Origin of the sequence: Bacillus cereus group sp. BfR-BA-01522 (assembly GCF_022662635.1) — a bacterium.
Lineage (GTDB): Bacteria > Bacillota > Bacilli > Bacillales > Bacillaceae_G > Bacillus_A > Bacillus_A cytotoxicus.
The window spans coordinates 36,267-50,883 of sequence record NZ_JAKUDY010000011.1; the positions used below are offsets into that span (position 1 = coordinate 36,267).

Genomic DNA, 14,617 nt, shown 5'->3' on the forward strand with positions numbered 1-14,617 from the left:
AACAATGATGAAGAAGCGTTATACATATTGTGAGGTCAATATACGAAAAATATGCAGATTATGAAGAGGATATGAATGAATAAGTAATATATAAATATATTGTTACTTTGGCAATAACGTAACAACAAAATTAAAATATCATCGTAATGAATAAGAAAAGCCGCTGAACCTCTGTTATCCAGCAGCTTTTTCGTGTCTTTTCCCTAATCGTCTTTCTTTTCTTACATTTGTTATGTAAATGAAAAGGAAGACGATTAGCAACACGGATGAGTAACGATATACAGTTGCATAGTCTGTAAAATGGGCAATAAATCCGAACAGAATTGCTCCAGCACCGATGCCAAGGTCAAATGCAGAGAAGAATGTTGCAGTAGCGACACCTCGTCTGTGCGGAGAAACCCGGTCAATCATCCATGCCTGCAAGGCAGGTTGAATGGCCCCAAATCCACTACCATAACAACTAGCAGCAATAATTAAATTTGGTATCGCTGTTGTATACGATAGAAGAATAATTCCTGCAAAAGTTAGTAAAACACCAGGAATGATTACAAATATATGTCCTTTTGCATCATATAACTTTCCAGAAAAGGGACGAGTTACAGCGATTGCAAGTGCGTTAAATAAGAAGAAAAGACTAATATCAGTAATTCCGACTTGTGCAGCAAATAATGTAATAAAGCTACCAATTCCTCCATACATAAGGGTAATACATAAAATTAATAATGAAGGAAGTAAAGCTTTTTTCTCAATAAAACCATCTAAAAATGTCTCGGGTTTTTGTAGAAGTGGCTTTGCCATTTCTTTCATTTTTAATAGTTTTGTTAAAATGAGAGAAACAACAGTACAAGATAGTGCACATAAAAAAAGAATAGTAAAGTTATAGTTTTGCATAATCCATAATCCGATGAGAGGACCAAGTGCCATTGCCATCGTTCCAGACAGACCAAAATATCCCATTCCTTCCCCGCGGCGAGCAGGTGGAATTAAGTCAGAGACAATCGTCCCATATGTAGTGGTTGTCATACCGAAACCAGCTCCGTGTAAAATCCGGACAGCTAGTAGAAGAAATACTGTTGAAGCAAACAAATAACTGCCCATAGCTAGCAAACAAATGGCAGTCCCAGTCATTAAAATAATTTTTTTATCAAACTTCTGCAATGCATTTCCTGTTAAGGGGCGAATAAAAAGTGCTGCAACGGTAAATATGCCGACAACAAAACCAATATTAGAACTTGAGCCACCAATTTCTTTTACGTAAACAGGAAGCGTTGGAATTAACATTTGAAAACCTAAGAACATACATAAATTAGCGAAAATTAGCGCGATAAATTCTTTTGTCCATAAGGATTCTCGCTCTATAAGTGCAGCTTCTCCCATATATTCATCTCCTATATTATAATTTTTCTCTGTTCCTTCGAGTATATGTATTGGCCAATGTAACAGTCAAGAAAGTTGAACTGAAGTAGAGGAATGATTTTTTATATAAAAAAGATTTACAAATTTGTGTAAAGACTACACAATTCTTTGAAAAAGAGTTAAAGTATAGATGTATAGTCTGCTAGTTGTTATGATTGACAGAAGTTTTTCGGAAAAGAAAATGGATTCAAAAATGTAGTAAATGGTTAGGGGATATAGTTATTCATCTACATTTATTTGTAAAGGTTTACAATTATGATGAAGAAAGAGGCGTATACTTTATGAGACAATTAGGTATTTCTATTTATCCAGAACATTCTACAGTAGAGAAAGATAAGGAATATTTAACATTAGCACATCAGTATGGATTTACACGAGTATTTACATGTTTATTATCCGTTGATGGAGACAAAGAAACAGTTATGAAAGAATTTAAGGAAACGATTTCTCATGCAAATGAATTAGGTTTTCAAGTACTCGTTGATATAAGTCCAGCAGTGTTTAAGCAGCTTGGTATTTCTTATGATGATTTATCGTTTTTCCATAAATTAGGTGCATATGGCATTCGGCTAGATGTTGGTTTTTCAGGATTAGAAGAATCTATTATGACATATAATCCATATGGGCTAAAAATCGAGATTAATATGAGCAATGGTACAAAATATGTTGATAATATTATGAGTCATCGTCCAAACAAAGAAAATTTAATTGGTTGTCATAATTTCTATCCACATCGCTATTCGGGTCTTTCTTATGATCACTTTATGAAATGTTCAAAACAGTTTAAAGAGTATGGAATGAGAACGGCAGCATTTGTTACATCTTTTGATGCAACATATGGTCCGTGGCCAGTAACGGAAGGGTTATGTACAATCGAACAACATCGTGAATTACCAATTACAACACAAGCGAAGCATTTATTTGCAACAGGGGTCATTGATGATGTCATTATTGCAAATGCATACGCATCAGAAGCTGAGCTAAAAGCACTTGGGGCAATCAATAAAGAAAAGCAAATATTTGATGTGGAAATTTATGATACAACAACAGAGTTAGAGAGAAAGATTATATTGGAAGAACCGCATTTCTATCGTGGGGACGTATCAGAATATATGATTCGCTCAACACAAAGCCGCGTGAAATATAAAAAAGAAGAATTTAAACCGCATCATACAAGAGCGATTAAACGAGGCGATATTTTAATCGATAATGAAGAGTACGGTCAGTATAAAGGGGAATTACAAATTGCCTTAAAAGATATGGTGAATACAGGAAAGACAAACGTAGTGGGCCGTATAGTGGAAGAAGAGATTTTCTTACTCGATTATTTACAAGCATGGGATAAATTTGGATTTACATGGAAGAAATGATCATACAAAAAATGGTAGAGAGCATCTTCTCTACCATTTTTTATTCATAACGTAAACACTCGATTGGATCAAGCTTTGCCTCTTTATTAGCTGGTAGTAAACCAAATAAAATCCCAATGAGCATAGAAAGTGCGACAGAAATAATTCCTAATTTTACGGAAACGACAAGTGGCCATCCAGCAAACATAGCAACGATCCAAGCGAAGAAAATACCGAGTAGGAATCCAATGAATCCGCCTAATGCTGTTAGAATGCAAGATTCAATAAGGAATTGCAGCAATATTTTTCCACGCGTTGCCCCAATTGCTTTTCGGATTCCAATTTCACGCGTTCGCTCTGTTACAGATACGAGCATAATATTCATAACACCAATGCCGCCAACAAGTAATGAAATGGCTGCAATACCACCGAATACACTTTTTAATATACCTGTAAAGTTATCAATTTCTTTTAAAGCTTCTTGCGGATCTTGTATTTTAAATTCTCCTGTATACTCAGGCTTTTTTGCATCATTTAATGATTTTATAACCGCATCTTGCACAGTTTGTTTATCTTGAGCTGGATCTATTTTTACTGTAATGCCATCATAATTATTTTTTCCAAATAGGATAGGCCAATTTTCAACAGAAATGATACCTTCTTTGAATTTCATGCCGCCCATCATAGATTCTTTAGAGTATACACCAACTACTTTATAAGGTGTACCTTTTATGTCTATATATAAGTTTGGTTTCCATGAAGAAAATAATTTATGAAATGCTTCTTTATTTAACATAATGGAATGTTCTGGTCGATCTAAATCAGAAGCGGTTAAAAACCTTCCATGTTCGAGATGGAATTTAGAGGAATCTTCAAAATAGTCACCTTTTGCCCCGATGATATCAAGATTTAATTCTTCTTTTCCTGCATATACTTTTTCTTTTCCACTTACATCCGGGTATACATCTTGAACTCCACTGATTTTTAATACATTGTCATACATGCTTGCTGATACTTTTCCATCCATATCTGAGTAATCTTCAGTCATATAGTTTACGGAGAATTGGTCTTTCTTTTCTTTTCCAATTTGCTCGCGGAACTTTTCATTTGTTCCGTCCCCGATTGAGATGATTGTAATGATGGCACTAACCCCAATGATAATCCCAAGCATTGTTAAAACGGAGCGCATTTTATGAGCGAAGATAGAGGAAAGGGCCATACGTATATTTTCATTTGTGTTCAATGTTAACCTCTCCAATCTTGAACGATATTTCCGTCACGAATTACAATTTGGCGCGCAGCTGCCTCTCCAATCTCTCTATCATGAGTAATCATAATAATGGTTGAACCTTGTTTGTTTAATTCGTAAAAGAGATCCATAATTTGTTTGCTCGTTTTTGTATCAAGCGCACCGGTCGGTTCATCAGCGAGGATGAACTTCGGATTATTTACAATGGCACGGGCAACGGCTACACGTTGTTTTTGCCCACCAGATAATTCATTTGGTAAATGTGTGGCACGTTCTGCTAACCCAACTTTTGTGAGAGCTACCAATGCGCGTTCTCGGCGTTCTTTTTTGTCTACTCCTGCGTAAATGAGCGGGAGTTCTACATTTTGTAGAGCACTGAGACGTGGGAGTAACATGAAGTTTTGGAATACAAATCCAATCTCCTTATTGCGAACATGAGCAAGCTCTGTTTCAGACATATTTGAGATGTTTTGACCGGCCAATAAATACGTACCTGTTGTTGGTTTATCTAAGCAGCCAATCACATTCATTAACGTTGACTTACCAGAACCAGACGGTCCCATAATGGAAGTAAACTCACCTTGGTTCAGTGTGATATCAATACCGTGCAAAACTTGAACGGATTCTGCACCATTTTGAAAAGATTTCGTGATGCCTTTTAATTCAATCATTGGGTGTTGACCTCCATGCCATCTTTTAAGTCTTTATCAGGTTTAGAAACGATTTGTTCTCCTTTTTTTACACCGGAAACTTTTGCTTCGCTATCTGTTTCGAATTCAACAGTGATTGGTTGTTCTTTTACCTTTCCATCTTTCATAACAAAGACAACGTTTTTATCCCCTTTTTTCACAATGCTACTTTTGGGGATAACAGTGCCAGTTGCTGCACCGGATGTATTTGTTACATATACATGGAATCCATTTTGCAAGTCTTCGCTATTATCTAATGTAACAATAAATTGGTAATTAGAAACGGTTTTGTTTTCATCCATGCTTTTGATCGGTGTTGAAGAGAGTTCTGTTACTTTTCCAGTCCATTTTTTTCCTGGTACTGTTTTGGAAGTAATGGTCACTTCTTGCCCGACTTTGACATGAGCTAATTCGAACTCTGACAGTTGTCCTTTTACTTTTAATGGACCAGTGTGACGAATTGTAATCCCGTTTAGACCTGTTTTTTCATCCGTATTTTTGGTAATCTCATCAATGAAACCATCTACAGGGCTTGTTACCGAAAGAGTAGTTAATTTTTCTTTGTTTGTTTTTATCATTTGTTCCGCTTTTTCGACTTCAAATTTTTTTATTTCAAGTTGTGATTCAAGCTGTTGTACTTCCGTTTCTGCCGCTTTTAGCATTTCTTGAGGTGCTCCAGCGTTTTTGTTTTTTTGTAATGTTTGTTTTGCTGTATCAATTTGTTTCTTTAATAATGTTACTTCTTTTTCAGCTAATTTCTTTTGCATTTCTGCCTCTGTAACACTTAATTTCATAGTAGGGTCATTGTACGTGAAAAGAAGTTGCCCTTTTTTCACTTCATCGCCTTTTTGGACAGCTAGTTCATAAGTTCCTTTTGATGGATCGAATGCAATTGTCTCCATCCCATTTGGAATGACTTCACCGCCGAATTTTTGTGTGTTTTCAATTTGCTTTTCGGTTACTTTATAACCACTATAGGCGATTGCTACATCAGAAGAGCCTCCAGTAAAAGCAAAATAGGAACCTGCTGCGATTCCAATTGCTACTACACTCGTAATGAATACCTTATTTTTCTTTTTCATTTATTTATCACCTTTTTGTTCGTTTTTATATCTATTTTCAGTATAGAAGAGAGGGAAAAAATGACAAATCGTTTTAGCTTACAATAACATTACAATTTTGTAAGGTTATTGTATGGCTACGAATGAGTCTGAGAAATGCGACTAAAGAAGGGAAGAAGATAAATTGATTGACGGACTTTTTCTTTCTTACAATAATATTAGGTGGAAGAGAATATCATAAGTAGCAATCGGCGTCTTTTTAGCTTTCATAAAATAGAGTTTATATGTTTGAGGAATAATCTGTATATAGAGATAAAAGGAAGGAGAGGGGGATGGAAACATATTTTCGAGGAGCGCCACGAACTCTATGGGCTCCATATTCAACACAACATGTGATTGTTCGATATACGATTGCTTTTTAATCCTGCTATTTTAGGGCAGTAAGACTCCCGCCTCAAGATTCAGAAAGAAGCAAGGAAGATAGGTGGGAGTAGCCCGATTGGTGAGAGTTCATAATTAGTGGGGGATGAAGAAAACCCCCACTAATTAAAGTTTCACTTTATTTCGTAGAAAGTTCACTTTCCATTTGTGTTTGCGGAATGAAATAACCAACAATTCCACCAAGGATTGCTGGGATGAGCCAACCGACTCCTAATTTATAAAAAGGAATTGTACTGACAATTGACGTAATAGCCGCTGGAACCATTCCGATATTATCAAGAGCGTTAATACAGCTAATGAAAAACGCTGCCGTCATTGCTCCGATATAAACAGATGGTTTTCGTTTTGTATATTTATCAATAAATGATACGAAAATCAAAATAATTGTAATTGGATATAAAATAATTAATACAGGTAATGTAATTTTAATAAGCAAACTTAGGCCTAAATTTGAAACAACAAAGCTAAAGATGCAAACAGATAGAACAAGTTGTTTGTAAGAAACGTTTGTTAATACGTTTGTAAAATAGTTAGCAAATGCACTTACGACACCGATTGCTGTTGTTAAACAAGCGAATATAATAGCGATGCTTAGTAAAATATTCCCGCTTGTCCCAAATAAGTGATACATAACAGTAGCTAACAATTGACCACCATTTTCAAACTGGCCAAGATTTCCGTGTGATGCCCCAATATAGCCAAGTAAGAAATAAACAATAGTTAAAAAGAATGCTGCAATGCTTCCGCAAATAATGGTGTACTTCGCAATCGATGTTTTTTCGTTAACGCCATTTTGGCGAATGGCATTTACAACAATTGTTGATAACACAAGAGCTCCGATTGCATCGAGTGTTAAAAATCCTTCAAGAAATCCTTTGAAAAATGGCATTTCCTTATAGTCGCCGATAGGTGCTACAAAAGAGCCGGGTGTAAGAATGGCTTTTATTGCCATAATTGCAATGATTCCAAGTAAAACAGGCGTTAATATTTTTCCAATATGATCAACTAGCTTAGATGGATTTAATGATAAAAAGTAGACGATCGTAAAGAAAATAAAACTAAAAACAAGCATAGAATACCATTGAGATTGAAAAATGGGTGCAATCCCAATTTCATAAGAAACAGAACTTGTTCTTGGAATTACAAATAGCGGGCCGATTGAAAGATAAATAATAATAGCTAATATTGCTGCGAATTTTGGATGAACACGGCTCGCTAAATTTTTAAAACTGCCGCCTGCAAGAGCAACAGCAACAATTGCCAATAATGATAACCCTACATCTGTAATAATAAATCCTGAAATAGACACCCACATATTCTGTCCAGAAGAAAGTCCGAGCAGAGGTGGGAAAATCATATTGCCAGCGCCAAAGAAAACTGCAAATAGCAATAAGCTAATGGAGAAAATTTGCGATGGCTTTAACGTATTACGCATATATAGAAAATCCTCCTAAGATTTTTGTCGAAAATTCAAATAATTTGTCGAGCAACTGTTATTATTTTAAAGGTCTGATGACTAGAAAGCAATAGGAAATTTTTAAAAAAATAAAAATTAATACGTTAAACTGAATAATTATACTGTTTCTGAGGAGGTTGTTTTTTCAGTAAATAAAAAATACACATACCAGTAGGGTATGTGTTGAAATCAGTTAAAAATAAATCTTTCGATCACGTTCTTCTTTTAGAATTTCTACAGCTTCACGGAAGCGTTGTGAATGGACGATTTCACGTTCTCGTAAAAAGCGTAAGCTATCATTTATATCCGGGTCATCTGATAAGTTAATGAGCCATTGATATGTTGCTCTTGCTTTTTCTTCAGCTGCAATGTCTTCATATAAATCTGCGATTGGATCCCCTTTAGCCTGAATATAAGTTGCGGTAAAAGGCACACCAGCTGCATTATGATAATGTAAAGCGCTATCATGATCTGCGTAATGTGGATCAAGGCCAGCAGCTTTCATTTGCTCAGGCGATGCGTCTTTTGTTAGTTTATAAACCATTGTAGCAATCATTTCAAGGTGAGCAAATTCTTCTGTACCGATATCTGTCAGTAATCCAATTACTTTATCGGGAATTGTATAGCGCTGATTCAAATAGCGAAGCGCAGCAGCTAATTCGCCATCAGCACCACCATATTGCTCAATTAATAATTTGGCAAGTGCAGGATTACAAGTACTTACTTTTACAGGGTATTGTAATTTTTTCTCATAAATCCACATACTCTCTCTCCTTTATATTTGCCATGGCCAAGGACCTTTGCTCCATTCCCACGGAGCATTCGAGTAACTATTTCCAAATTGCTGAAGAGGGCCATATTTCTTTTCTATTTTTTGTTGTTGCAAGCGTCTTTGGTAAGACAAATCATTAAATTGTTCAATCGCTGCAACATCATTTGGATGTGTATCTAAATACAATGTTAGTTCAACGAGAGCAAAATCCAGTGCTTGTAGTTCTTCAAGCCACTCATAATATTCTTTTGGTAATGATTCAGCCACGATTATGCTCACCGCCCTTTTCCATATGGATTTTCGTAATAATCATAAAAAACAGGCCATAAAGTTCCTTTTTTTAAAGCTTCTTGTGGGGAAAACTGTGGTAAATTGGGTGGCTGAAATCCCAAATATAGATTAGGAGGAGTAGAGTAATATTTCTTTCCAATAGGAGGACAAGGGTCTTGAGGGCTATGATAGGGAACATAAGATTTCATATATTTGTTCATGATAGAACCTCCTTCTATAAAACTAAAAAACTCATCATTACATAATGTATTCAGACATAATCCCCTTTTATGACACATATAGAAAAAAGGAAAGCGTACAGGAGGGAGAGAGCGGTGGAGGAAATTATGAATGCTGTTTTATTAGAAGTAAGAAATTTAAAAGATACATTATATTTTTATGAAGGAATTTTAGGTCTAAAGCCTAGTTCAGAAAGACCACAATTAGATGTTACGGGTGTATGGTATGATGTTGGTTCGACGAGAATTTGTATTATGATGAACCAAAACCGAACGCATGGGATAAATGCAGAGCGGATTACGTCTAAAGAGATACGGATTGTTATTTCTGATATAGAAAAGGTGAAGAAAAAGCTAGCTTTTTATCAAATATCGTTTTCTGAAAAACATAATCCGAATGGAACGGGCATTATCGTTTATGATCCTGATCAACATGAACTATACATTGAATCAAAAATAAGTTAGTTTTCATGTGAACATTTTTTCGCTAAGAGTGTGTGAAATATAGTGTGGGAGGGGAAGGAAATATGGATCGAACTTATGAAGAAAGCGCATTATTTGAACATAAATTTTGGTTAAGGGTGCTTGGAGATCATGCTCAATTTCTTTTAGATGCGTTAGCTCCAAAAGAAAAGGGAGACATTGATAAGGCGAGGCATTTTGTTTCGAAGTTTGAAAAGTATTTAAGTCGAATTCATACTGTAAACTTAGTTGCATTTGCCAAAGAGGCGAAACAAGCAGCTGAGGAAATGAGAACATTTAAGTTAAGTATTGTGCAGAAGCAGTTGGAAGGAAAAGTCACAATTCATTTTACTCCTACTTTTATTAATCATATGGTAAATGAAGTCGAAGAGTATATAACGGTATTAGAATATTTAATAAAAGGTGAGGTACCACCTATTTTTCACGAATTACATTATCACCTTGTTTGGTTAACAGATGCGGCTGGCCATGCGGGATCGATTGCCGGGGAACTTGATTTGGTGGAGAAACGTTTGAAGGAAAAAAGCGAGGAATATGCGAAGCATTTTGAACAATTTTATTTAAAAGCTGTTGAAATGACAGGGTATTTACGTACAGAACTTCATCATTTTCCAGCCTTGAAAAAATTCACGAAAGATGTCTCGTTAGAGCTCAATCTTTTCTCGCATTTTCTTCATGAGCTAGAAGAATTAGAGTTATCCGAGCAAATACTCAGCTCGCTATCCGCAAGAATGGCAGATCATATGGCAAGAGAAGAATGTTATTATTTATTGAAATTAGCCCAATCATCTGGTTTAGAGATGCCAAAATGTAATCCGCTTTAAGGATGCCTAGAAAAGCCACTTTATCGCGTGGCTTTTTATTTATGTTTTTATTATTTAAGGGAATGCTAAACAGGCATAAAAGGAGAGGTTGTATCAAATATTTGAAGGGATTTTTATAACATTTTCGATATAAAGGGGAGGAACTCTCGTCTTATTATTCTTTAGACCTTTGTCGTATTTGATAAAGGTTTTTTTATACAAAAAAGGAGGTCGTATCGATGAAAAAAATGATGAACAGATTCCGATTTATCTTTCATTTTCGCCGTTTTGGTCCATTTCTATATGAATTTTTCACTTCAAAAGACGTTGCTCTTTCCAAGAAAGTATTAACCGTCGCTCTTCTAATTGGATATGCAGCCTTTCCGTTTGATATCATCCCGGATTTTCTACTTGGATTTGGTATATTAGATGACATTGCTGTTGTGGCTTTTATTTTACAGTTTATTGTAAAAATGGCACCGCCACATTTACAAGAGAAATACAATATTAAGAAAGAGTAGAGGGGGATGCATGGACAGTTTCCTATGGAAGATTCGTTTGGAAAATAGATGAATGATACAAGCAAATGGATGAAGAGGGCATACATATATAGGGAATGTGGTAAGAGAGAGGAGATAGAGAAACTATGGCTTGTAATTGTTCTGTAACCGCTTTAACTTGTTGTCCAGATGAAAGCAACAATTTTGTACAAGATAAAGTCTGTAATCCTTGGTCTAGTTCGGAAGCTAGTACGTTTACGGTCTATGGAAATAATATTAACCAAAATATCGTAGGGACTGGTTATCTAACATATGACGTTGGGCCTGGAGTGAGTCCTGCAAATGCGATTACGGTGAATGTATTGGATTCGGGTGGAGGAATTATTCAAACGTTTACAGTGACAGAAGGAATGAGCGTTGCTTTTACGTTCCGTCGCTTTGATGTGATTCAAATTGTAACGCCGGCTACGCCAGTAGGCACGTATCAAGGAGAGTTCTGTATTACAACGCGCTATGTCATGTCATAAAGGGGGATTTGAAATGGAAAATTATAGTGCGAACCTTTCGTGTTGTGCAAATTCGCAAAAAAATATTGTACAAGATAAAGTGTGTATAAATTGGACTGCATCCGCGGCACCTGCAATTATTTATGCCGATAATATTGCACAAGATATTTATGCATCAGGGTATTTGAAAGTAGATACCGGAACAGGTCCTGTTACGCTCGTTTTCTATAGTGGTGGTATAGGCGGAACGGCTGTAGAAACGATTACGGTGGCTACTGGAAGCGGTGCATCCTTTACAGTTAGACGTTTTGATACTGTGACAATTTTGGGAACAGCATCCGCGGAAACTGGCGAGTTTTGTATGACAATCCGATATACTTTAATTTAGCGAAATATAAAAAAATCGTGTGAACAAAGAAGCTGTTCACACGATTTTTTTATAAAATGTGGGACGCACTTACATACAATCACTTTTGAATTTACAGTATGTAATTTGACAACAATAGCGGCCTTCTATATAGACAGAAGGATCACTTGGTATATTGATAAGAGAAACAGACTGTAATCCTGAACCGGTATATGAAACAGTATTGCCTGGCAAGGCGGTTAACGTATTTGTCGTTTCACCTACAATTTGTACAGTAATCGCGGTTGTACTGTTTCGATTATTGTATACAGAAATACTACCTGATAATGACGACAGTCCATCTCCTTTCCAAAGTTCGAAAGTGGAGTCTGATTGTTTTAATTGATTTGTTTCAGGAAGAAACGTGTCATTTGTAATTAGGAAATTCCCTACAAATTCATTTGTAACGAATTCAGCGTTTGATATAGGAGGGGGGGGAGGACATGGGACTTCACATATAATAGATAAAGGAGCAAAACAGCCTATTTTTTTATGCTTTTGCATCGACATTCCCTCCTTATATGATTCGTTCTTACTATTATTAAATGTTGGACTATACTTGTCTTATTAATAAAGATTCATAAATCCGTCGTCTTTTTGAAAAGAAGACAGTGATGTGTAACTTCATATAGAAATGACACTCTATTTACAGTATTGTAATAGCCTTCATAAACAGTTCGATTTAGATTAATATGCTTTCGTTACAATAATCCTTGTATTGGATAAACCAAACGAGGAGGAGTTAGGTAGGGTAGAAAATTGCATGAAAGCTAAGAAATTTAATCAGCGTATTCGCACTTATATCATTTCCATAGAATCCTTCGATTCAAGCAGAGGAGACAAAGCTTATATTTCCAGTTGTAAGTGATGTGCATATCAAAAATAGTGGTGCAGATGATATATTTCGCTGGAAGCGAGCGATTGAGCAGTTGAATATGCTTGTGCTGAAGCAAGATATATTTGTTATTGTGGGAGACTGTACAGATACAGGTTCAGGAGGGTAATATGATCGTTTTATGCAGATGATGGGCTTCTTTTTTGCTATACTAAAAGTAGAAGAAGCTTGAATAAGGGAGCGAATGACTTTGGAAGAGAAAAAACTAAAAAAAATTCTTGAATATGTATGGATCGCTGTTGTGCTCCTTGTTGGATATTATTTTTTGAAAGATAAAAGCATATGGATTTTATTTGTAATGACATTTTTATTGGCTGGGTTAGGAACGTTATTCATTAACTTTTTCTTTGACAGTGTAGCAGTATGGAAAAAGAAGAAAGACAAAAAATAATCGAATAGAAAGATATGAGAAATCGCTCGCTTTATGGCATAGTGAGCGATTTTTTTATAGTGAAAGTTTAAGTTTGTTTTGTTTGTCAGGAGATATAGTCCTATAACAAGCCAGAAGGTAAAGCTAATCCACGTTATTGCGGAAGGTTACTCATTCAATATACGCAATAGCAATGATCGGGAATATTGGGACAAAAGGAGTCCGGAATCTTCTTTTGAAATTTGGATGTGTTTTAATAAAGGAATCTTTCCTCTTTGATTAACGCGGCTCAATATATTAGAAACACGAACTTGTCCAGACATAACGACTAAAATAATAGCATTTCTGTAGTAATTCAGAGTATTTAATGAAATAAAAATGCAACAAATAAAATGGCATTAGTAAGGAGAGACTATCGTTAGGAATAGACGTATTCTATAAAGTAGGAGAAGATGCTATGCTGTTTTACTTTGAACTAGTTGTTATTTTACTTTGTACAAAACTAGCTGGTGACATTAGTGTGAGACTTGGTCAGCCATCTGTATTAGGAAAATTAATTGTTGGTATTATTATTGGTCCGGCAGTTTTAGGGATTATTGATAGTTCAGAACTCATTGATGAGCTAAGTGAAATTGGTGTGTTACTTCTTATGTTTATGGCAGGGCTAGAAACAGACTTAGAAGAACTAAATCGTAATTTAAAATCATCATTTGCAGTTGCAATCGGCGGTATTATTCTTCCTTTTCTCGGTGGTTATTTAGCAGGAATTGCGTTTGGGATGATGCAGTCACATGCCATTTTCTTAGGATTATTACTTTGTGCAACTTCCGTCAGTATTTCTGTTCAAACATTGCGTGATTTAGGGAAAATGAATACGAGGGAGAGCACAACCATTCTCGGAGCTGCCGTCTTTGATGATGTCATTGTTGTAATTTTATTAGCTTTTGTTATGAGTTTTTTAGGGACACAGGATGTGAATGTTACGCTTATGATTGCTAAAAAAGTCATCTTTTTTAGCAGTATTGTTGTAATTGGGTGGAAAGTCGTTCCGTGGATTATGCGCATGTTAGTGCCGCTTCGCGTATCAGAAGCATTAATTAGTGCAGCACTTATTATTTGTTTTTCCTTTGCTTATTATAGTGAACAAATGGGGGTTGCCGGGATTATCGGAGCTTTTGCAGCCGGAATTGCCATATCGCAAACGACATATAAGCATGAAGTAGAACATAAAATTGAACCGATTGCCTATGCTATTTTTGTACCAGTCTTTTTTGTTAGTATCGGAATGGAAATTACATTTCAAGGGATTGGAAACCAAATTTGGTTTATCGTTTTGATGACGATAATCGCAATCTTGACAAAATTAGTTGGATCAGGACTAGGAGCAAGATTAACAGGATTTAATTTGAAATCGTCGATTGGTATTGGAGCTGGTATGGTGTCACGCGGAGAAGTAGCACTTATTATCGCGGCAAATGGATTAACCGCAAATTTATTAGCAAAAGAGAATTTTACCTCAATCGTCATTGTTGTTATATTAACGACGATTATTACACCGCCATTGTTAAAGAAATATTTTGTATAAAAGGAAGGGCCTGTACTACTGGACGGGCTCTTTTTACATTTTTAGTAGCAGTGATTTGATGAAATTTGTCGATTGGTCGATATCTCATGTCGAACCGCCGATATATTTGAAAAATCGCTGATATATA

General features: G+C 35.7%; 17 protein-coding genes and 2 pseudogenes. 9 read left to right on the plus strand and 10 right to left on the minus strand.

Translation table 11 applies throughout. From position 1 onward, the window contains the following. Positions 1–174: 174 nt before the first annotated feature. On the minus strand, positions 175–1,377 hold the full coding sequence (locus MR059_RS15640) for an MFS transporter (protein ID WP_011983753.1): 1,203 nt from the start codon (positions 1,375–1,377) through the stop codon (positions 175–177). A 320-nt stretch (positions 1,378–1,697) separates the two neighbouring features. On the opposite strand from MR059_RS15640, the gene MR059_RS15645 reads away from it, so the two are divergent. Further along, positions 1,698–2,786, plus strand: a complete 1,089-nt coding sequence (locus tag MR059_RS15645) for a DUF871 domain-containing protein (RefSeq protein ID WP_011983754.1) — start codon at positions 1,698–1,700, stop codon at positions 2,784–2,786. Positions 2,787–2,826: 40 nt separating this feature from the next. Here MR059_RS15645 and MR059_RS15650 read toward each other — a convergent pair whose 3' ends face one another. The 7 genes from MR059_RS15650 to MR059_RS15680 form a co-directional block, all read right to left on the minus strand. Beyond that, complete coding sequence (locus tag MR059_RS15650) at positions 2,827–3,984, minus strand: ABC transporter permease (RefSeq protein ID WP_407919000.1); 1,158 nt, start codon at positions 3,982–3,984, stop codon at positions 2,827–2,829. Between the two features lie 26 nt (positions 3,985–4,010). Continuing rightward, complete coding sequence (locus MR059_RS15655) at positions 4,011–4,685, minus strand: ABC transporter ATP-binding protein (protein ID WP_011983756.1); 675 nt, start codon at positions 4,683–4,685, stop codon at positions 4,011–4,013. Continuing rightward, entirely contained in the window at positions 4,682–5,785 is a 1,104-nt protein-coding gene (locus MR059_RS15660; protein WP_011983757.1) for an efflux RND transporter periplasmic adaptor subunit, read from the minus strand. The genes MR059_RS15655 and MR059_RS15660 overlap by 4 nt, the downstream gene beginning before the upstream one ends. 538 nt (positions 5,786–6,323) lie before the next feature. Next, positions 6,324–7,640, minus strand: a complete 1,317-nt coding sequence (gene brnQ2, locus MR059_RS15665; RefSeq protein WP_011983758.1) for a branched-chain amino acid transport system II carrier protein BrnQ2 — start codon at positions 7,638–7,640, stop codon at positions 6,324–6,326. Positions 7,641–7,854: 214 nt separating this feature from the next. Continuing rightward, positions 7,855–8,424, minus strand: coding sequence for a spore coat protein CotJC (gene cotJC / locus MR059_RS15670; RefSeq protein WP_011983759.1), 570 nt, complete (start codon positions 8,422–8,424; stop codon positions 7,855–7,857). Between the two features lie 12 nt (positions 8,425–8,436). Further along, a complete protein-coding gene (locus MR059_RS15675; RefSeq protein WP_011983760.1) occupies positions 8,437–8,700 on the minus strand; it encodes a spore coat protein CotJB in 264 nt (87 codons plus the stop codon). Positions 8,701–8,708: 8 nt separating this feature from the next. Continuing rightward, positions 8,709–8,924 carry a spore coat associated protein CotJA gene (locus MR059_RS15680; protein ID WP_011983761.1) on the minus strand — a complete coding sequence of 72 codons (216 nt, stop codon included), beginning with the start codon at positions 8,922–8,924 and terminating at the stop codon, positions 8,709–8,711. Between the two features lie 114 nt (positions 8,925–9,038). Here MR059_RS15680 and MR059_RS15685 point away from each other — a divergent pair, with 114 nt between their 5' ends. From MR059_RS15685 to MR059_RS15705, 5 genes are all read left to right on the plus strand, one after another. Next, positions 9,039–9,407 carry a VOC family protein gene (locus MR059_RS15685; protein WP_041809463.1) on the plus strand — a complete coding sequence of 123 codons (369 nt, stop codon included), beginning with the start codon at positions 9,039–9,041 and terminating at the stop codon, positions 9,405–9,407. A 62-nt stretch (positions 9,408–9,469) separates the two neighbouring features. Then, positions 9,470–10,249 carry a DUF2935 domain-containing protein gene (locus MR059_RS15690; protein WP_011983763.1) on the plus strand — a complete coding sequence of 260 codons (780 nt, stop codon included), beginning with the start codon at positions 9,470–9,472 and terminating at the stop codon, positions 10,247–10,249. 218 nt (positions 10,250–10,467) lie between these two features. After that, entirely contained in the window at positions 10,468–10,749 is a 282-nt protein-coding gene (locus MR059_RS15695) for a YkvA family protein (RefSeq protein ID WP_011983764.1), read from the plus strand. A 125-nt stretch (positions 10,750–10,874) separates the two neighbouring features. After that, positions 10,875–11,255: a DUF3992 domain-containing protein gene (locus tag MR059_RS15700; RefSeq protein ID WP_011983765.1), complete on the plus strand. Its 381-nt coding sequence runs from the start codon at positions 10,875–10,877 to the stop codon at positions 11,253–11,255. A 13-nt stretch (positions 11,256–11,268) separates the two neighbouring features. Beyond that, the gene (locus tag MR059_RS15705) at positions 11,269–11,622 is read left to right on the plus strand and encodes a DUF3992 domain-containing protein (RefSeq protein WP_011983766.1); all 354 of its coding nucleotides are present in this window, start codon (positions 11,269–11,271) and stop codon (positions 11,620–11,622) included. 69 nt (positions 11,623–11,691) lie between these two features. Here the strand turns inward: MR059_RS15705 and MR059_RS15710 are convergent, their stop codons facing one another. Then, the gene (locus tag MR059_RS15710) at positions 11,692–12,144 is read right to left on the minus strand and encodes an S-Ena type endospore appendage (protein WP_011983767.1); all 453 of its coding nucleotides are present in this window, start codon (positions 12,142–12,144) and stop codon (positions 11,692–11,694) included. A gap of 278 nt (positions 12,145–12,422) precedes the next feature. Between MR059_RS15710 and MR059_RS15715 the strand changes: the two are divergent. Further along, positions 12,423–12,641 (plus strand): annotated as a pseudogene (locus MR059_RS15715) (hypothetical protein); the annotation flags it as partial. A gap of 84 nt (positions 12,642–12,725) precedes the next feature. Continuing rightward, entirely contained in the window at positions 12,726–12,926 is a 201-nt protein-coding gene (locus tag MR059_RS15720) for a hypothetical protein (RefSeq protein ID WP_041809466.1), read from the plus strand. 71 nt (positions 12,927–12,997) lie between these two features. Here MR059_RS15720 and MR059_RS22325 read toward each other — a convergent pair. Then, a pseudogene (locus tag MR059_RS22325) lies at positions 12,998–13,160 on the minus strand (amino acid permease C-terminal domain-containing protein); the annotation flags it as partial. A gap of 202 nt (positions 13,161–13,362) precedes the next feature. On the opposite strand from MR059_RS22325, the gene MR059_RS15725 reads away from it, so the two are divergent. Further along, positions 13,363–14,490: a cation:proton antiporter gene (locus MR059_RS15725; protein ID WP_011983770.1), complete on the plus strand. Its 1,128-nt coding sequence runs from the start codon at positions 13,363–13,365 to the stop codon at positions 14,488–14,490. Positions 14,491–14,617: the final 127 nt, after the last annotated feature.